A 19,606-nucleotide genomic window follows, 5' to 3' on the forward strand; every position below is an offset into this window, starting at 1 on the left:
GCCAATTGGCCGCCTTTTTGGTTTGCCAGACAGGGCGCGTTCAATAGTCCCGTTCGAAGAACAGGCCGACGCTGGAATCGCCATCCGAGCCGACAGCACCGCGCGCTTTCAACTCGTCGGTGATATCCAGATTGATCGTGCCGCGAGCGGTTCCGCCGGCCCCTGCCTCCACGCCCAGATAGATATTGTCCTGGATGTACCGGCCGGCGCGAACGGCCGCGTTGCCTTCGCTGTCTGTGACAATGTCGAGGTCGTCGAGACCGGCCGCACCGCGCAGACTGCCCAAAAGAGAAGAGTTGCCGCCGCCTGCAAGTTCGGCCGCGGCAGCCGCGAGTTGCGCGATCTGGAACGGTGAAAGCTCGCCAATGCTGCGGTTGAAGATCAATTGCGCAAGGACCTCGTCCTCCGGCAATTGAGGTTGTGAGGAGAACGAGATGTCGAGGTCAGAGACGCGGCCGGAGACCGTGATGAAAACGGTAATGCCGCCCGACCCTTCCGAACTCGCGACGAAGTTCAGAACCGGGTCCAGATCGCCGATCAGTGTGATCGTGCCTTCCTCGAAGTCGATGCGCTGGCCCAGAATGCCGAGCCGGCCCCGGATCATCTCAAAGGCGCCGACCGGCTGAATGTTGGTGACGGGCCCGAGCAGGCGAACGCTGCCGCCAAGTTCCGCGTCAAGGCCCCGGCCGCGCACGAAAATCTGGTTGGGCGCGTTGACGGTCACGTCGAGTTGCAGAACGCTCGGGCGCGTCGTGGGGACCGGCGTTCCATCATTCGCGCGGGCGCGCTGCAAGGTCGCAGCGACGCCGGGAGGCGGATTGCGGTGAATGACGTCGATGCCGGCCGCTCCACCGCCAAAATTGTCCGGAACGCTGATTTCCGCGCGGGCGACGTTGATCGTGCCGCCGATCCGCGCGTCTCCGGTCAGCGGGCCGATGATGGTGAGATTGCCCGAGGCAGTGGCCGCGACCATGTCCCCGTCATTATAGCGCGCCTCGTTGAGGGCCACGGTAATATTGGCCGGCATGCCTTCGGCGAGCGAGATCGTGCCACCGGCATTGATCGTTCCGCCGGCTCCAAGCGTGGCGTTGGCGGTTTGAAGTGTGATCGTGTCGCCTGCGATGCTCGCCGCCAGATTGATCGATTGGAGCGAGACATTCGCCTCAGGGTCGACGATTTGCGCGCCTTGCGTCGATACCGTGCCGTTGATCTGCGGATCGCTGGTCGATCCTGCAACCTGGCCCTGGAACCGCGCGGTACCGGAAAGCTGTGTGCCGCGATCGATCAGGAACCGGTTGGCGAGCGACAGCGGTGCTTCGGCCGTCAGGTTGACGGACATTCCTGCCCCTTCGAGCGGTACGCGGCCGCTGGCCGACACCGAGATGTCCTGACCGTTCGTCACGTTCACCGATGACAGGGTCACGGCCTGGTCGGCGAAATTTCCTGCAGCCGATGCCGTCAGCGCGTCGATGCCGTTTTGCGCTAGCGGGGCGGCGGATAGGCCCGCCACATTGAGATTGAACGCGGCGCGGGGATCAGCCGTAGTCCCGGTAAGCTGCGCCGTGCCCGACAGATTGCCCGCAAGGTTCTGGTCGGGAACCACGGCATTCAAAATCGCGAGCGGGAAAGCGGCGAGATTGACGTCGAGCGCGAGTTGCCCCTCTCCGAGCGGCGCGCTGCCGCGCACCGAGGCGTCGAGCCCCTCGGGGCTGGTCGCGCGCGCATCGACGTTAAGGCTCTCGCCGCTGGTCGTTCCACGCGCCGTAATATTGAGCGAGGAAAGACCTGCACCGCTGAGGGCTGCGGCGCGAAGCGCGTTGCCGCGAATATCGAAGGCGACATCGGGCCGCTCGCGCGAGCCGGTGACGCGCGCGGTGCCGTCGATCGTTCCGTCGAGTTCGAGGTCCGGCCGCAATGTGTTGGCGATCGACAGGGGGAGGGCGGCGATCGTGGCATTGAGATCGATCTCATCGGCGATCCGCCCGGTCGCGTCGATGCTTCCGCCGCCGACGTCGAGCGCCAGCCGGTCGATGGTGATGACGTCACCGATGATCGAGAGGCTCGCGGCTTGGCGAAGCCGGGCGGCAAGGTTCCCCTGTGCGAGATCGGCCTGATCGAGTTCGAGCCTGAAGCCGTCACCTTCCGGCGTCAGCGTTCCGGCCACCGCTGTGGTTGTTGCATTGTCGAGCCGTGCATTCGCACTGAATTCGGTCGCGTCGCCCTGACGGCTCGCATTTGCCTGAAGGGTTTCGATATCGACGCCACCGGCCGCGATGCCGGCTGCATCGACCGAGCCGTCGACGCGGGGAACACCGAAAAGATCGTCGATAGCAGCTTCGATGCGCGCACGCTCGATGCCCGTTTCGCCAAGCTCGAATCCATCGATCGAGGCGTCGATCGTCGCGCGCTGTTCATTCTCGACAGGCGTCAGTTCGATCGCGGCGCGAACCGCGCCCGATGCTTCCTGCAAGGCAAGCGCGGCAAGAGTGGAAATGTCCGCCGCGTCGATATCGAGCGAGCCGGTCAAAAGGCCGTTCGCGCCCTGAACGACGCCGCCGGTCAGCCGCGCACCGCCGGCTGTGAAAGTCAGATCGGTCAGCCGCCGCTCTTCGTCGACGAGGGCAATCCCGGTCGAAAGATCGACGCGCACGCCATCGAGAAATGCGCTGCCGCCGAGCGTGCCATCGAGGTTCGCTTCCTGAAGCGTGCCGTCGAAGGTGATCGCCGCGTCGCGCAGCTGCTTCTCGGCGAGGCGACCTGAAGGCACGCGCACCGAAGTCGTCAGGTTGATGATGCCGTCGCCGCCTGCCGCCCGACCTTCGACCGCGAGCGCGCCGGAAGCTTGCGGGGTAACGAGCGCAAGGTCGGTCAGGTCGAAATTGAAATCGAAATCAGCCGCGCCCGTTGCATAGGTGCCGTCCGCGAGAAGGTCGAACTGCTCGTTCTCCACGCGTAAATTGTCGGTGACGAGACCTTGCTCGCCGCGCTCGACCCTGCCGCTTATCGTGGTGCGGCCGCCCATCAGATTGTCCGCCGCCTCGTTGTCGATCCGTAATTCGTCGATCGTGCCGTCGAGCGTAAGATTGAAGCCGCCGGAAAGCGCCGCAATCGTGCCGGATGCATCGAGCGTCATCGCGCCGGACAGATCACGTCCGGCAACGCCAGAGAACGGTGCGATGCTCGACGTTTCGACCGTGATGTCGCCATCGAAGACATTTTCCGCAATTTCGCCGGCAAGGCGCAGGATCAGCGCTTCCGCTTCGACCTGCGTATCGGACAAAGTGAGCGGCTGGCCGGCGTTCCATTCGCCGGATGAGGTCAGGGCTATGCGCTGACCGAGTGCCTGCGAAATCTCCTCCTGCGTGGCCGTAACGCCGTCGATCGCGCCGTTCAGATCGAACGTGACACGTCGCGCGTCGGGCTGGTCGAGGTTCTGGGCAAGTCCGGTCAGGTCCAGTTCCATCGTTTCGGCGGCAAAATCGGCCGTGCTGAGCGAGCGGATATCGAGTGAACCGGACCAGTCGTCGGATGCGCCTTCGCCATAAGAAAGGACGAGTTGCGCGCGGTCGACGGTCGTTTCCCCGCCCGAAACGGGCAGTATGACGACATCGCCGGCCGGGTCCTCGACCGTCGCGTCGATAGAAAGGCGTCGCAGGAAATTGTCGGCTGTCGTTTCGGCCGACGCGCTCAAATTGAGGGCCGCGCTCGTCAGGTCAAGCGCATCGAGGCGTACGCCGCCTGCTTCCGGTATGAAACCCTGCGCGGTCAGCGCGGTTTCTGCGCCGAAGAAATCGCGGAATTCTGCTGGGACCAGACGGGCAATGGGGCCGGAGAGGCGCGTCGAGAATCCCCGTCCGCCGGTGCCGTCGCGCACCTGCGCGCGGCCGGTAAGCATGCGCTGCGCATCGGCGTCGAGCGTCAGATCGACATTAAGGTCGCCGAGCGGGCCACTGCCTGTAACCGTCAGAGCGACGGGAGGACGCCCGTCGATATTGAGAACATTTGCGACGATTCCGTCTTCCGGTTCGCTCAAGGTTAGGTCGAGATCGACCACTTCCGTCGAGTTGGAATAGGCAAAAGTAAGCCCGAGCTGACCGCCAGGACCGTCGAGCCTTTGCACATCCAGCGCGGTATCGAGCGAACCGTCTTCCAGCCGCAAACGGCCGGTCAGCGACAGTTCCGATTCAAGGCCGAAGACAGTCGACCCGAAGGTCGCGACCGGGATTTCGAGGCTTTCGAGATTGACCGCAACGGGCAGTTCCGGAACCGCGAAACCGGACGATTCAGGTGGCGGCAAGCCTTCTTCGGGCACCGGATTGCGAAGAACGTCGATGCGGTCGGCGCGCAGCGACGAGATTTCCAATCGCTGGCGCAGGAGCAGGGCGGTGCGGCTCCAGTCGATCGATGCGTTGGTGATGCGCAGCCACACGCCCTCGCGATCCGCAACCGTGATCGAGCCGATGCGCGCATTGGAGGACAGCGCGCCTTGAATGCCACTGATGCGGATCTGGCGGTTTGGCGTCGAAAGCTGATTTTGAAGGAAATTGGTGAAAACCGAACGTGTCTCGGCTTCCGTTTCCTGCGCAAAGGCGGGAGCGGTTAGGAAAACGAAAGCGAGGGCGACGAGGAACCTGATCAAAACGCCTGTCCTATTCCCACGTAGAAGGCGACGGATGGATCGCCTTCCCGCTTGTCGAGCGGCACGGCGACATCCAGACGAATGGGGCCGAGCCCCGTGTAGTATCGCAAGCCCGCACCGACGCCGAACCTCACGTCTTCGTCGAAGTCCGGCACGGAATCGGCACCGACGAGGCCCGCATCGGCGAACCCGACGAGGCCGATAGTGTCCGTTATCTTCGCGCGTGCCTCGATCGAGCCCTCGATCAGCGACTTGCCGCCGATCACCGTGTCGAACGGACCTTCGACGCCGATATTGCGATAGGCGTAGCCACGTACCGAACCGCCGCCACCGGCAAAGAAAAGCTTGTCTGGCGGAGCTTCCGCAATCGACGGTCCGACAAGCGTTCCGACCTTGGCGCGTCCGGCAAGGATGAACCGGTCCTCGGCTCCGAAACCGTAATAGGCGCGGCCTTCGATGGTCGAGCGGAAGGCTGCATTGTTGAACTGGAACTCGTAGAACGGCTCGACGACGGCTTCGGCGAAATATCCGCGCGTGGCGTCGGCGGCGTTATCGCGCGAATCGTAGGTGAGCGAGCCGAGAAGGCCGGCCGTGGTGAATTCGCGTTTGCCGAATGCGTCATCTTCGAAACGGGCATAGCCGCCCGTCACCGCAAACCGTCCGGCGAGCTCTTCGTTGAAGATGTGCGACAGGCCGGTCTGCCCGTCGACACCGGTGCGGGTGTAATTGTCGAGCACTTCGCGCGTTCCGTAGACCGAAGCGAAGAAATTGGTATCCGGTGTCCAGACGCCCGGTTTTTCGAAGAGAGCGCCGACGCGGTAGTTCAGTTCCTCTGGGTCGAAGCCGCTGCTGTCGAGCTTCTTGCCGATGCCTGCTACGCGCGCGTCAAGCCGCAGCCGCTCCGCACGCCCGAACAGGTTGCGATGCAGCCAGTATGTCTCGATGCCGAGGCCGTCGAGCGTGGAATAGGAGCCGCCAATGCCGATGCGGCGGCGCTCGCGCTCCTGCACGATCAAATTGATCGGCAACAGGCCATCGGGGCCAATCGTGTCGGCTTCCTGAAAACGCGAGGCGCGGAAGACGTCGAGGCGGGCGAGACGCTCGCCGGAGCGGCGAATGTCGTCGGGATCGTATTCCTGGCCGAGCGGAAGGCCGGCCATGAAGGCGATGAATTCGGGATCGAGACGCTCGGTGCCTTCGACCGTGATCGGGCCATAATATGCCTTGCGGCCCGGCTCGACCGTGATGCGCGCATTGACGATGTCGGCGTTGTGCGCGGCTTCCACGCGGCGCTCCACCACTTCCGCCTTGGCGTGTCCCTGCTGACGCCACGCCTCGACCGAAAGGCGTTCTGCGCGCAGGATCGCGGTGGAACGCGCCACTTCGCCGCTCGCATAGCCTTCCTCGCGCGGATCATCCACTTCGTCGCGCCAGCTTTGCGGCGGTGGGGCCTCATTGACGATCGACGCTTCGCCGAACCGGAATTCGGGGCCGGGATTGATCGAAACGACCACATTGGCTGGGTTGGCGAGGACGGTGTCGGGCCGGATGTCGGCGGCCTCGCGACCGTCGATCAAGATGGAGATCGTGCCGCCATAGCGCCCCTCGGCATAAAGGGCCGAAAGCAGGCGTCGATAATCACCGCGCGCCTTGGCGAGCAGGCCGCCCGATCCCGAGGCTGGTTCTTCCCGGTCGTTCCAGAGCGTCGAGGTGGAGCGCAACCGCCTTTCGAGCGCGCCATCGGCATTCAGCACCGTGACCTCGGCAGAATAGTTCTGCGGATCGCCGATGACATCGACGGCTGCTTCATCGTCACGCGAGCCGAACAGACCGAAAAAGGCCGAAGCCTGCGTGGCGGGAAGGGCCGCAGCCGCTACGCTGAGCGAAGCAAAAAGGGCGAAACGTCGACGCCAGGAACCGAACTTTTCCGACACTCTATTCCCCGAACTCGTACAACCAGCGGGCGCATTACAGGATGGCCCGCCACTCGTCCCATCCCGACCGCCCGGCGAAATCTACACATCAACACCAACCCCAAGAGCGTGATATTGATAATGAAATCCTAATAAATTGCGACGGTTCTCAACAATGCAACCTACCGGCTGGCCTGCAGACTGTCCAACCGACTTCGTGTCGATTTGGTCACAGCGTGTTGCATAACGACAAGGAACCTCGCCGCCCACCTTCGGATTTCATGGAAGGTGACGGAAGGAGATTGCCATGCCCGCCAAATCGAAAGCCCAGCAGAAAGCGGCCGGCGCAGCGTTGTCGGCAAAGCGCGGCGAAACCAAAAAAACCGAATTGAAAGGTGCCTCGAAGCAGATGGCCGACTCGATGTCGGAAACGCAACTCGAAGAGCTTGCGGAGACGAAGCGAAAGAACCTGCCGGAAAAGAAATCCTGATCAGGCAACGTTCATGTGAACATCGTCGGCCCGCATTTCGAGCGCACTCAGAAACGCGTTCTGCCAGGCGATGGCATCGCCTTTCGATACTCGCTCGAAAAGAGCGGCGTGGCGTTCCTTGCGTTCTGCTATGTCCATTGTCAGCGCCCGTTCGATCGCGCGCGCCATCGCATCTATGTCGTATGGATTGACGATCAGGGCTTCGGCCAGTTCTTCCGCTGCCCCTGCAAATTTCGACAGGATCAGGACGCCCGGATCTTCCGGATTTTGCGCGGCGACGAATTCCTTGGCCACGAGATTCATGCCGTCTCGCAGCGGCGTAACGAGGCCCGCGCGGCTGACGCGATAAAGCGCCGCCAGGATTTCGCGCGGAACGGAGCGGTGAATGTAGCGGATCGGCGTCCAGTTGAAGTCCGCGAAGCGTCCGTTGATGGAGCCTGACAGGTGCTCGAGCTCGCTGCGAATATCGGCATAAGCGTCAACATCCTCGCGCGTCGGCGGCGCGATCTGCAGGAACGTCACCTTCTTCATGTGGTCGGGATAGAGCTCGAGCAGCCGCCCGAATGCCTTCATGCGGTCGGGCAATCCCTTTGAATAGTCGAGCCGGTCGACGCCAATGATCTGTTTACGGCCGAGCGTCTCGCGCCGCATCGTATCGATCTGGACGTCGTCGGAAGGCGATGCGGCAAGCTCCGCAAATGCCTGCGCGTCGATGCCGATCGGGAAGCAGTCGACCCGCAGATCGCCCGCCGGGCCGGTGATGCGGCCTTCTTTCATCCTGGACATCTGGAGATGGTCTTCGGCGTATCGCGCCAGATTGGACACGTCGGCCTGCGTCTGGAAGCCAACGAGGTCATAGGCCAGCAGGCTATCGGTAAGCCATTTGTGCCCCGGAGCCGCAGCCAGAATTTCAGGAGGCGGGAACGGGATGTGGAGAAAAAAGCCGATTTTCTGGCGGCAACCGAGCCTGCGCAGTTCGGAGGCGAGGGGGATCAGGTGGTAGTCATGCACCCATATCGTGTCGTCATCCTTCAAAAGTGGAAGAAGTGCTTCGGCGAAGCGTCGATTGACCGCCTTGTAGCTGTCCAGAAAACGGGAGTGGAAATCGACCAGATCGAGGCGATAGTGGAACAGCGGCCACAACACACTGTTGGAAAAGCCGAGATAGTAATTGTCGTAATCGGCCCGTTTCAGCGGGATCGTCGCCATCGCGACATTGCCTGCATCGACGAGTGTCGGCGACACGTCATCGGCATCGGGCGCAATTTCTCCGTTCCAGCCGAACCAGAGCCCGCCTCGATTTTTCAGCGCGTCGGCAATTCCGACAGCGAGGCCGCCCGATTGTGTGGATCGCGTCAAATCGGCAACCCGGTTCGAGACGACGACGAGCCTTCCCAATAATCCATCTCCCTTATTTACCTGCGGCAAAAACTTTCGGCCCGGACAAACGATCCATCGCAAGCGAAAGTTTGAATGCGCAAATTTGTAGCAGGGTTCTGGTTCAAGGTAAAATTTAGGCAGGTGCGACGGCCAGATGCGCGAGCCATTCCCGAAAGTCAGCCGGCTCTTCCGTGCGCCAATCGGCTCGTGTATCGCCTTTGCCGATCTTGATCGCGATGCCGCCGAGTTCCGACACGGCCGAAAAACCGAATTCGTCGGTGACGTCGTCCCCGGCGAAAAGCGCGACCCGGCCAGCGAAGGGCGATTCGCTCATAAAGGCGCGGATCGCGCTGCCCTTGTCGGCATGTCCCGTCTTTGCCTCTACGACCATCTTGCCATGCAACACATCGATGCCTTCGAGATCGCCCAGCGCGTCGTGAACGTGTTCGGCGATCGTTTCGCTCAGGTCCGGGCGGCGGCGATAGTGAAAAGCGACGGAACCCGGTTTCAACTCGATCATGGTGTCGTCGAGTTGCGTGTGGAGTTGTGTCAACCGGCTTTGGACTTCGGCGAAAGTCGAGGGATCATGTTGTGTCGTATGGACTGTGCCGTCAAACGCGCGCCGCGACATGCCGTGCACGCCGGCGACAGGCAAGAGCAGCGGCTCGACGAGCCTGTCGATCTGCTGGACCGGGCGGCCGGTGACGATGGCGAGCGCGCCGGACGTGCGCCGGGCCAGCCGGTCGAGCGCCTCCAGCGTATCTTGGGGCAAATGCACATCGTCAGGATGCTCGACGATGTCCGCCAGCGTCCCGTCAAAGTCCAGAAAGATCGCGAGCTGATCGATGTCGCAGGGAAGAACGAGATTGGAGAGAGGGTTTGTTCCGGTCATGATCACCCTTGCTTGAGGCCGTGGAACACAGTTTGCGTCGACGCCGTTTGAGATTGGACAAGGAATATAGGCCAGCCGCGCTGCCAGCAAAGTCGGTGCCGGTCGCTTATGAAAGGATCATCCAATGCGCAGTCTGCTTCTTGCTGTAGCGCTTGTGGCAACGACGCCTGCAATGGCGCAGCACAGGGTCGATGCGCGACAACTCGACTGTGAAAGCGTACAGGCGCTGATCGACGACAATGGCGCAGTTGTGTTGACGACAGGCCAGTTCACATATGACCGCTACGTCGTTGACGGGCGCTTTTGCTATAGTCCCGATGTCGCGCGCTACACGACCATTCCGTCAGCCGACACCAATCAGTGTCCCGTTTATCGCTGCGATCAGCCTCTTCTCGATTTTTACGATTAGGCTTCAATATCAGCGTATCGGGCCGCGAACCGCTTCAGCCGCGCGCCGGCGTCCCGAAGAATATCGTCCGGCTGGGTGAGGCTGACACGGATATGCCCTTTCGCGGCATCGCCGAAGCTCGATCCCGGCATGACGGCGATCTTCTCGGTGTTCAGCAATTTCCACGCAAAGGCTTCGCAGTCCGGGTCGATGGCCGAAATGTCGAGCATCACATACATGCCGCCTTCCGACCCGCGCACGACGAACCCGTTCGCGCCGTCGATCGCCTGCAAAAAGACCTCGCGCCGCGCGCCGTAGCGAGCGGATATGTCGTCTACCCCGTAGCGGTTTTCCAGTGCTTCCGACGCCGCGCGCGAGACGAAGTCCGGCAGGCCGTAGGTGGTCACGAGATTCAGGTCGATCAGGCGGGAGATGATTTCCTGCGGTCCGGTCAACCAGCCAATCCGCCACCCGGTCATGCCATGGCTTTTGGACATGGAATTGATAACGAGCGTGCGTTCGGCCATGCCGGGCAGGGCGCGCGGCGACAAATGCTGCCTGCCGCCCGTGATCGACCAGTACACCTCGTCCGAGAGCAGCCACAGATCATGCCGGATGCAGATGTCGGCAAGGCTTGCAAGCGTTTCGGCGGTGTACATCGCGCCGGTGGGATTGTTCGGCGTGTTGATCAAAATCGCGCGCGTATTGGGCTCGATCGCCTTTTCGATTGCCGCTGCGTCGGGCTGGAAGCTTTCTTCCGCGCGGGTCTCCACCACCGTGAAGCCGGCACCGGCTGCGCGAAATGTACCGGGATAGGTCGCGTAATACGGGGCGACGACGACGGCGTGCCCGCCCGCATCCAGCGTCGCCATAACGGCTGCATAAAGCGAAGATTGCCCGCCAGGGGTCGCGAGCACGTTGTTGGCCTCTGTTGCGACACCAGTGCATTCGGTGGAAACCGCCGCCATCGCCGTTCGAAGACGCGGCATGCCGGGAAGCGGCGTATAATGATGATGTCCGGCGCGAACCTCGCGAACGCAGGCTTCCACGGTTTCCTTCGGCGTATCGAAATCATGGTCGCCGACCGAAAGCATCACGATCGCCTCGCCTGCCAGCTTGCGATGATAGGCGGTGAAATGAACCTCCCAGCCATCCTTGCCGGAAGGAACGATACCGGAAATGCGCGACGAGGGAGCGGGCATGTACGCCTCCTTTGAATCATGAAATTGGCGACGTTCTATCAATTCGCAGGCGACGGCGGCGGGTTTTCTGCCATTGGCTCAAAGGAATTGCGCGCTGGCATGGCATGTCCTATGCCGACCAAAAGAAGCGACCAAGGCATTGAGATGAATCATCATCCAAAAGGCGAAAGCATGAACGCGTCCCTGCGCGATGAAAAAGAGATCGTGGACGAGGCGATCACGTCGCGCAAATCCGTGCGGGCCTTCCTGCCGACTGCCGTCGACGACCAGACCATCCGCGATATCTTGAAGGTCGCGGCGCGCGCGCCATCGGGCACGAACATGCAGCCCTGGAAAGTCTATGTCGTGAAGGATAAGCGCAAGAAGGTGCTTTCCGACGCCATATTGAACTCAGGCATGCGTGCGGAAAAAGCCGCGTGGGACGAGTATAAATACTATCCGGATCAGTTCTTCGAACCCTATCTGTCGCGCCGCCGTGCCGTGGGTTTTGCACTTTACGGCCTGCTTGGCATCGGCAAGCGCGAGACGGACCGGATGCGCGAGCAGCACGACCGTAATTTCCTCTTCTTCGACGCCCCGGTCGGCATGATCTTCACCATCGATCGTCGCCTGAACATGGGCTCGTGGATCGATCACGGCATGTTCCTGCAGTCGATCATGATCGCCGCGCGCGCACGCGGTCTGCATACCTGCCCGCAAGCGGCCTTCGCGCCCTATCACCGGCAGATACGTACCGTTCTCGGTATTCCCGACGAGGAGATCGTGGTCTGCGGTATGGCGCTCGGGCATGAGGACACGACGAAGCCGGAAAACACGCTGATATCCGAGCGCGAACCGCTCGACGCGTTCGTCACCTTCGTCGAATAGCGGCGGTCAGCTTAATCGACCGTGTAGCCGACCTCTTCGGCGCTGGCGCATAAAAGCTGCCAGAACGATCGTGCAAACGAGCGGTAGACATAAAGGTCGAACCGATCAGCGCCCGTGCGCTGGATGAGCGTGAAGAACTCGTGATGGGTGGTCGATTTGCCGGTGCCCACCGGAAACGCGGCCGGCGAGAAATCCAGCGCGAAGAGCTTGGCCAGAACCCATCCGGCCTTCTCGCCTTTGATGGCAATGGCGGTTCGCCCATGTGAAAGATCGGTCACGGTGCCGGTTTCGCTATCGATTTTGCTTCGAAGCGTATCGCCCATGCCTTCGGCCTGATCGACGATGAGCCAGCGGCCCGGCGCAAAGCCGAACGCTGCTCTCGACACATCGAATCCTCCCGCGCCGGATGCTGTGCCAAGCGCGAGTTCGCTTGCCGATTCAATGGCGATCCGTGCCGCATCCTCCCGCCCGGGCCAGCAAGCGACCTGAACGATGGAGCCCGGCTGGGTTTCCCAGATCGTGACCGTAGAGCCGTTATCGCGGTTGCCGTGCGCACCGCGCCGGTAGACAGGTTCGAGGGCCGAGACATTCTCAACCATGCATGCGGCTCCCTTCGGGATCGAAGAAGTGGTGGCTGACGATCTCGACAGGGCCGAAGCGGTTTCGCAGCGGGTCGGAGATGTGTGCGCGTTGTCCGTGACGGATTTTGCCGCCCTTCACCAACGCAAGCCCGATATATTTGCCCAGTGCTGGCGAATAGCAGACAGCCGTGATGTGGCCAACGGAGCCGCGTGGCTCGTCTTCCAGCCGTTCCACGATATGCGCTCCGCCATTGAGCGGCCGGTCGTCGAGCGAGACGACGCCGACGAGACGGACACGGCTGTCCGCGACCAGCCCTTCGCGGTCGACCATTGCCGAGCCGATATAGGGCTTCTTCTTCGACAGCATCCAATCGAGATAAAGATCGCGCGGCGAGGTGCGCCCGTCGATTTCCGCGCCGGTGACGTGGCCCTTTTCGATGCGCAGCGTGCCGAGCGCCTCAAGGCCGTAGGGCGTGACGGAAAACGGCTTTCCCGCTTCCATCAGCGCTTCCCACACATGCATGCCGTGGCCCGCGCCGCAATAGACCTCGTAGGCGAGTTCGCCGGAAAAGGAGAGGCGGCAGATTAGGACTGGAGCGCCGGCAATCTCGCCCCGCACGATGCCCATGAAGGGCAGTATCTCATTGCCGACCGGCGTCCCCTCGACGCAGGCTTCTAGAACCTTGCGCGCATGCGGCCCGGCGACTGCCGCGCCCGCCCATTCATCGGTCACGGAGGTGACGTGGACGCGCAAATCCGGCCAGACGCAATCGAGATAATATTCCAGATGCTGCATGACCTTGCCGGCATTGGCTGTTGTCGTCGTCATCAGGAATTCGTGCTCGCCGAGCCGCCATGTGGTGCCGTCATCGAAGGCGATGCCTTCCTCGCGCAGCATCAGTCCGTAGCGCGCTCTCATGACCGGCAATGTCGAGAACATGTTGGTGTAGACACGATCAAGAAATTCAGCCGCATCCGGTCCCTGCACGGCGATCTTGCCGAGAGTCGAGACATCGACGATGCCGACGCTGGTCCGCACGGCCGCCGCCTCGCGCACATAAGCCTGCTCGATCGTCTCGCCGCCGGTTCCATAGATCATCGGGCGATGCCAAAGGCCCGCCGAATACATCCTAGCGCCGTGATCGACATGCCAGTCATGAATCGGCGTCAGCCTGTCCGGCTTGAAATGGCCATGTGTGTCGCTTGCCAACGACCCAATGGAAACAGCCGAAAATGGCGGGCGAAAGCGGGTCGTGCCGGCCTGCGAGATGGGAATACCTCGCGCGGCCGCCATGATGGCGAGGCCCGGAACATTGGAGGTCTTGCCCTGATCAGTCGCCATGCCGAGCGTCGTATAGCGCTTCAGATGTTCGACGGATTGGAAGCCTTCGCGATTTGCAAGACGAATGTCCGACGCCGTGACATCGTGCTGGAGATCGACGAATGCCTTGCCGGACTTGCCTTCGGGGCGGATTTCGAAAACGGGAGCAGGCGCGTGGTCGATTTCCGCCTCGTCAACGTCGAACTCGCCGCCGAGCGCCTCCGCCGTTGAGAACTTGCCGGTGAATGCGCCAATGCCGGTCCAGCGCTGCGATGGCGTGGGCGGCAGGAACGCCTGCAATTTTTCGTCCCATTCCGGTGCTGCGCCAGCCTGGCTTGCCAGATGAATGGCCGGCGACCAGCCGCCCGATACAGCAAGGCAATCGACCGCGAAGGAGCGCTTGCCGCCGTTTCTTACAGCACCTCCGGCAAAAGGCTGAACGTCGATTTCGCGCAGGCGCTTGCCGCCGCTCGCATTGGTGACGGCATTGCCGAGCAGCAACTCGCCGCCTGCACGCCTTGCAAGATCGCGCGCGGCTTCGCAGATGTTTGCGCGCACGTCCACGATGACGGCGATCTCCGCGCCGGCTTCCCTGAGGAGCGCTGCCGTCTCGTATGCCGAATCGTTGTTAGTGAAGATCGCGATGCGGTGGCCCGGCAACGCGCCGAACTCACCCGCATACCGCGCGGCCGCGCCAGCGAGCAGAACGCCCGGCCGGTCGTTTCCGGGAAAGATGATGGGACGCTCCAGCGCTCCCGTCGCCAATACGACATCCGTGGCCGTGATCGTCCATTGCCGGTGGCGCGGTTCGCCGATGCCGGGGACGGATTTATGGTCGGTGACGCGCTCCAGAGCGGCAAGCTGGTTGCCGTCGTAATAGCCCCACACGGTCGTGCGTGGCAGGATCGTGACGTTCGCGTCCGCATGCAGATCGGCCTTGGCCGCGTCCAGCCACTCGGCGGCCGGTTGCCCGTCGATGCTCGCCTGCCGCCAGCGCAATGCGCCGCCTAGCGTTGCGTCCTGTTCGGTGAGGATCACACGCTTGCCTTCGCTTGCCGCCTTGCGCGCGGCGATCAGGCCTGCCGGGCCAGAGCCGACGACCAGCACGTCGCAAAAGGCGAACATCTTTTCGTAGCGATCGGTATCGGCGTCGTAGCCCGCCCGGCCGAGGCCGGCGGCGCGGCGGATGAAATGCTCGCAAAAGCGCCAGAAGCGCGTTCCCTTCAGCGGGCCGACGACCGGGCCCATGAAGGTCTTGTAGTAGAATCCGGCGGCAAAGAGATTGCCGGCGAGACCGTTGACCGCGCCGACATCGAAGGAAAGCGAGGGGAAGCGGTTCTGGCTCTCGACTGTCAGCCCGTCATAAAGTTCGATCTGCGTTGCCGGCACGTTCGGCTCGCGCAGCTTGCCGCGAATGATCGTGACGAGCGCATTCGGCTCGTCGATGCCAGCGGCGAAGATGCCGCGCGGGCGGTGATATTTGAACGAGCGGCCGATGACGGAGATGCCGTTCGCCATCAAGGCCGAGGCGAGTGTGTCGCCCGGATAGCCCGTCATCGCCGTGCCGTCGAAGGTGAAGCGGATCGTGCGCGACCGGTCGATCCGGCCGCCGGATGGTGTGCGGCGCGCGCTCATGCGGGCGACCTTTCGCGAATCATATCACGCGCATAGGCCACAGACTTGATCTCATGAGTCAGCGTCGAGCGAACGAGCTTGAGGTGCGCACGGCACCCGCCCGAGTGCTGCCAGAATTCGGCATGATCGCCCGCCGTGTTTACCCGGTCGTAGACATAGGCGTTCCAGGCTTCCTGATCCGTCGAGGCCGGATCGGGTCGCGTGCGCGTCGCGTCGCCCTGATACGTGTATTCGGACAGGTCGCGCGGGCCGCAGTAAGGGCAAGCGATCAGCATGGAAACCTCAGTGCCATTTCGGGGTCGCGCCGGACCCTTTTTCGTCGATCAGGATGCCGCGATGAAAGCGGTCGAGCGTGAACGGCGCGTTGAACGCGTGCGGTTCGTCGCGCGCGATGGTGTGGGCGAAACACCAGCCCGAGGCGGGCGTCGCCTTGAAGCCGCCGTAGCACCAGCCACAGTTCAGATACATGCCGGGCAGGGGGCCGGTGGTGATGATCGGCGAGCCGTCCATCGACATATCCATCACGCCGCCCCACGAGCGCAGGAGCCGAACGCGCGCCAGCATCGGGAACATGGCGAGCAACTCGCTCATGACTTCCTCGACGAGCGGCAGGTTTCCGCGCTGTGCATAGGTGTTGTAGCCGTCGAGATCGCCGCCGAAGACGAGGCCGCCCTTGTCGGACTGCGAGACGTAGAGATGCCCCGCGCCGAAGGTGACGACCTGATGGATCAGAGGTTTCAGCGATTCCGACACGAAAGCCTGAAGGACGTGGCTTTCGATCGGCAGGTTTTCGATGCCGGCAAGCTTCATGACGCGGCCGGTGGAACCGGCGACGGCGACGGCGACCTTCTTGGCGCGGATTTCGCCGCGCGTCGTCGTGACGCCGACAATGCGCTCGCCTTCACGCAGAAAGCCGGTGACTTCGCAGTTTTCCAGAATATCGACACCGCGCCGGTCCGCACCGCGCGCATAGCCCCAGGCGACCGCATCATGACGCGCCGTGCCCGCACGCGGCTGAAGCAGTCCGCCATGCACTGGAAAACGTGCCGAGCCCGAGACGTCGAGACCGGGCACCATCTTCGCCACTTCCTCGCGGCCTAGCAGCACGGCATCGCCGCCCTCATGGCGCATCGCGTTGCCGCGCCTTGCGTGCTCGTCCATCTGTGCGGGCGTGTGGGCGAGGTTCAAAACGCCGCGCTGGGAGAACATGACATTGTAGTTGAGATCGTGGGAGAGGTTCTCCCAAAGCTTCAGCGAATGTTCGTAAAAGCGGATATTGTCGGGCAGCAGATAGTTCGAGCGCACGATCGTCGTGTTGCGCCCTATATTGCCTGAGCCGAGATAGCCCTTTTCCAGAACGGCGACGTTCGTCAGGCCGTGTTCCTTGGCCAGATAATAGGCCGTGGACAGGCCGTGCCCGCCGCCACCGATGACGATCACATCATAGGACGGCTTCGGCTCTGGCTTGCGCCATGCCGGTTTCCATCCCTCATTGCCACTCAAGGCGTTCTTCAAAAGCGAGAAGAACGAATATTCAGCCATTGCTCGTGCCGTTCGGTTCATCCAGACGAAGCACAAGCTACAGATAGCGCGGCATAACGAAAGCGAATTTTTCGTCTTTTCATGGCGGGATGCCGACAGGTCGCGGCCCGCTTGGGCGATGTCGCATTTAGGCCGAGGACGCTCTTTTTCGCCGTCCTATGGTCGCGGTCTCAAATCACGACCGCGCGAGCGCGGCACGACCTTTGCGGGGAACATCATGGCATTGAAGGAAAAGGCGCGCGCGGTTGTCATCGGGGGCGGCGTGGTCGGCGTGTCGACGCTGTATCATCTGGCGAAGAAGGGATGGTCGGACGTTGTCCTGATCGAGCGCAAGGAACTGACGTCGGGCTCGACATGGCACGCCGCCGGCCTCCTGCCGCTCTTCAATATGAGCTATTCGGTTGGGCAGATTCACCGCTATTCGGTGAAGTTCTATCAGGAGCTTCAGGAAGAGACCGGCATGAATGTCGGCTTCACCCAATGCACCAACATTCGCCTGGCACGCACCAAGGATCGCTGGGACGAGTTCATGTATTATGCCGGCGTTGCGGAAACGCTCGATATCCCGGTGAACCTCCTGACGCCCGAACAGGTCAAGGAAATCTGGCCTTTGTGCGAAACGGACGGCCTGCTTGGCGCGATCCAGCATCCCGACGACGGTTATATCCAGCCGGCGGACCTGACGCAGGCGCTCGCCAAGGGCGCACGCGACCGTGGCGCGACGATCTACCGAAACACGACCGTTAAGGCCATCGAGCAGATGGCTGACGGCAAGTGGGTGGTCAAGACCGATCAGGGCGACATCGAGGCCGAACACGTCATTTCCGCCACCGGCAATTTCGCGCGTAAGACGGGCGAGATGGTCGGCCTCAACGTGCCGGTCATCCCCGTCGAGCATCAATACATCGTCACCGAGCCGCATCCGGCCATCGTGGAGCGCAAGAAGCAGGGCCTGCCCGAAATGGGCGTTCTGCGCGAAAGCGATTCGTCCTGGTATATGCGCGAGGAAAATGGCGGGTTGCTGCTCGGACCTTACGAGCACGGCGCGCCGGTTTGCTATGTCGACGGGCCTTCGGACGACAGCGAATACGAGCTGTTCCAGGAAGACCTCGAACGGCTAATGCCACATATCGAGACGGCCATCGCACGCGTTCCGGCATTTGGCGAGGTCGGTATCAAGAAGGTCTATAATGGCGCGATCGCCTATACGCCCGATGGCTCTCCGATCATCGGCCCCGCTCCGGGCCTGAAGAATTTCTGGCTGAACGAAGGCCATTCCTTCGGCGTGACGGCAGCCGGTGGCGCAGGCTGGCAGCTTGCCGAATGGATCGTCGACGGCGAGCCGACCATCGACATGATGGGCGTCGATCCGCGTCGTTTCGGTCCCTACGCCACCGAAGGTTACCTCATCGAGAAGAACGAGGAAGCCTACGCGAACGTCTTCACCATGCACTACCCGGACGAAGAGCGCGCTGCGGCGCGTCCGCTGAAGACGACGCCCGTCTATTCGCGACTGAAGGACATGGGCGCGGTATTCGGCTCGGTCTATGGCTGGGAGCGCGCCAACTGGTTCGCGCCGGACGGTTATGAGGTTCCGGCCGAGGAACTGGGCGTCGGCGCGGATGTCCTGACCAACCATAACCACGCGCCAGCGCTCGAAGACGGGCGCATCGTCGAGCGCTGGTCGTTCCGCCGCTCGAATTATTTCGACCATGTCGGCAACGAGGTGAAGACGGTCCATGAAAAGGTCGGCGTCCTCGACATGTCGGCCTTCGCCAAGATGGAAGTGTCCGGCCCCGGCGCGCGAGGATGGCTCGATTCCATTCTCGCCAACCGCATCCCGAAAAAGCGCGGGCGCATCGCGCTGGCGCATCTTCTGACGAAGACGGGCGGCGTAAAGAGCGAGTTCACCGTCTATGAATGGAAGCCCGGCCGGTTCTATCTCGTCTCGGCCGGTGCCTACGAGGCGCATGACCATGACGTGCTGCGCAAGCTCGCGCCGACCGACGGTTCGGTCGTACTTCAGCCGATCACGCAGATGTACGGCGTTCTCGTGCTGGCCGGTCCGCGCAGTCGCGATGTCCTGAAAAAGCTGACACGGACGAGCCTTGCCAATGCCGATTTCCCGTGGCTTTCCGGCAAGGAAATCGCGGTCGGCACTGCGACCGCGCATGCGCTTCGCGTCAATTTCGTCGGAGAGCTCGGTTGGGAGTTGCATCATCCGATCGAGCAGCAGAACGCGATCTTCGACGCGTTGATGGAAGCGGGGGCGGAGTTCGGCATCAAGCCGTTCGGCATCCGCGCCATGACGGCGATGGCCATCGAGAAGAGCTACCGTCTCATCCCGCGCGAACTTTCCATCGAATATTCGGCCTGGGAAAGCGGGCTCGACCGTTTCGTTCATCCTGACAAAGGTGAGTTCATTGGCAGGCAAGCACTCGTCTCGCTGAAGGAGCAGGGGCCGAAGTGGAACTTCGTCACGCTCGAAGTCCATGGCGTCACCGACGCGGATGCGCGTGGCAACGAGGCGATCCACAAGGACGGCACGCTCGTCGGCCGTGCCACGCATGGCGGCTATGGCTGGCGCGTCGGTAAGAGCCTGGCCCTCGCCATGGTGAAGCCGGAGCACGCTGCCGAAGGCACGGAGCTTGAAATCAAGATCCTCGGCAAGCCGCACAAGGCCACAATCATCGGCGAAAGCCCGTTCGATCAGGAGAATGCCTCGCTGCGCGCAGATGGATGACGTAACGTCATCG

General features: G+C 62.3%; 13 protein-coding genes. 4 read left to right on the forward strand and 9 right to left on the reverse strand.

Annotated elements, in window-relative coordinates; translation table 11 throughout:
* Positions 1 to 40 precede the first annotated feature (40 nt).
* Together ACX82Z_RS05240 and ACX82Z_RS05245 are read right to left on the reverse strand one after the other, a co-directional pair.
* The gene (locus ACX82Z_RS05240; RefSeq protein ID WP_459586977.1) at positions 41 to 4,639 is read right to left on the reverse strand and encodes a translocation/assembly module TamB domain-containing protein; all 4,599 of its coding nucleotides are present in this window, start codon (positions 4,637 to 4,639) and stop codon (positions 41 to 43) included.
* A complete protein-coding gene (locus ACX82Z_RS05245; RefSeq protein WP_459586979.1) occupies positions 4,636 to 6,573 on the reverse strand; it encodes an autotransporter assembly complex protein TamA in 1,938 nt (645 codons plus the stop codon). The genes ACX82Z_RS05240 and ACX82Z_RS05245 overlap by 4 nt, the downstream gene beginning before the upstream one ends.
* A gap of 286 nt (positions 6,574 to 6,859) precedes the next feature.
* Here ACX82Z_RS05245 and ACX82Z_RS05250 point away from each other — a divergent pair, with 286 nt between their 5' ends.
* Entirely contained in the window at positions 6,860 to 7,042 is a 183-nt protein-coding gene (locus tag ACX82Z_RS05250; RefSeq protein WP_459586981.1) for a DUF3008 family protein, read from the forward strand.
* Here ACX82Z_RS05250 and otsA read toward each other — a convergent pair whose 3' ends face one another.
* Positions 7,043 to 8,440, reverse strand: coding sequence for an alpha,alpha-trehalose-phosphate synthase (UDP-forming) (gene otsA / locus ACX82Z_RS05255; RefSeq protein ID WP_459586983.1), 1,398 nt, complete (start codon positions 8,438 to 8,440; stop codon positions 7,043 to 7,045).
* Between the two features lie 115 nt (positions 8,441 to 8,555).
* The gene (otsB, locus tag ACX82Z_RS05260) at positions 8,556 to 9,314 is read right to left on the reverse strand and encodes a trehalose-phosphatase (protein WP_459586985.1); all 759 of its coding nucleotides are present in this window, start codon (positions 9,312 to 9,314) and stop codon (positions 8,556 to 8,558) included.
* 124 nt (positions 9,315 to 9,438) lie between these two features.
* On the opposite strand from otsB, the gene ACX82Z_RS05265 reads away from it, so the two are divergent.
* Positions 9,439 to 9,723, forward strand: a complete 285-nt coding sequence (locus tag ACX82Z_RS05265) for a hypothetical protein (protein ID WP_459586986.1) — start codon at positions 9,439 to 9,441, stop codon at positions 9,721 to 9,723.
* Here the strand turns inward: ACX82Z_RS05265 and ACX82Z_RS05270 are convergent.
* Positions 9,720 to 10,904 carry a pyridoxal phosphate-dependent aminotransferase gene (locus tag ACX82Z_RS05270; protein WP_459586988.1) on the reverse strand — a complete coding sequence of 395 codons (1,185 nt, stop codon included), beginning with the start codon at positions 10,902 to 10,904 and terminating at the stop codon, positions 9,720 to 9,722. The two genes, ACX82Z_RS05265 and ACX82Z_RS05270, sit on opposite strands and share 4 nt — an antisense overlap.
* Positions 10,905 to 11,075: 171 nt before the next feature.
* Here ACX82Z_RS05270 and ACX82Z_RS05275 point away from each other — a divergent pair, with 171 nt between their 5' ends.
* Positions 11,076 to 11,771 (forward strand): nitroreductase, encoded by a 696-nt coding sequence (locus ACX82Z_RS05275; RefSeq protein WP_459586990.1) that lies wholly within the window; start codon positions 11,076 to 11,078, stop codon positions 11,769 to 11,771.
* Between the two features lie 11 nt (positions 11,772 to 11,782).
* Here the strand turns inward: ACX82Z_RS05275 and ACX82Z_RS05280 are convergent, their stop codons facing one another.
* From ACX82Z_RS05280 to ACX82Z_RS05295, 4 genes are read right to left on the reverse strand one after another with little or no spacing between them, the layout of a single operon-like run.
* Complete coding sequence (locus tag ACX82Z_RS05280; protein ID WP_459586992.1) at positions 11,783 to 12,370, reverse strand: sarcosine oxidase subunit gamma; 588 nt, start codon at positions 12,368 to 12,370, stop codon at positions 11,783 to 11,785.
* Positions 12,363 to 15,308 (reverse strand): sarcosine oxidase subunit alpha family protein, encoded by a 2,946-nt coding sequence (locus ACX82Z_RS05285; protein ID WP_459586994.1) that lies wholly within the window; start codon positions 15,306 to 15,308, stop codon positions 12,363 to 12,365. The genes ACX82Z_RS05280 and ACX82Z_RS05285 overlap by 8 nt, the downstream gene beginning before the upstream one ends.
* Positions 15,305 to 15,583: a sarcosine oxidase subunit delta family protein gene (locus ACX82Z_RS05290; RefSeq protein ID WP_459586996.1), complete on the reverse strand. Its 279-nt coding sequence runs from the start codon at positions 15,581 to 15,583 to the stop codon at positions 15,305 to 15,307. The genes ACX82Z_RS05285 and ACX82Z_RS05290 overlap by 4 nt, the downstream gene beginning before the upstream one ends.
* 7 nt (positions 15,584 to 15,590) lie before the next feature.
* Positions 15,591 to 16,850, reverse strand: a complete 1,260-nt coding sequence (locus ACX82Z_RS05295) for a sarcosine oxidase subunit beta family protein (RefSeq protein ID WP_459586997.1) — start codon at positions 16,848 to 16,850, stop codon at positions 15,591 to 15,593.
* 223 nt (positions 16,851 to 17,073) lie between these two features.
* Between ACX82Z_RS05295 and ACX82Z_RS05300 the strand changes: the two genes are divergently transcribed.
* Positions 17,074 to 19,593 (forward strand): GcvT family protein, encoded by a 2,520-nt coding sequence (locus ACX82Z_RS05300; RefSeq protein WP_459911627.1) that lies wholly within the window; start codon positions 17,074 to 17,076, stop codon positions 19,591 to 19,593.
* Positions 19,594 to 19,606 lie beyond the last annotated feature (13 nt).

This window comes from Aliihoeflea sp. PC F10.4 (genome assembly GCF_054612275.1).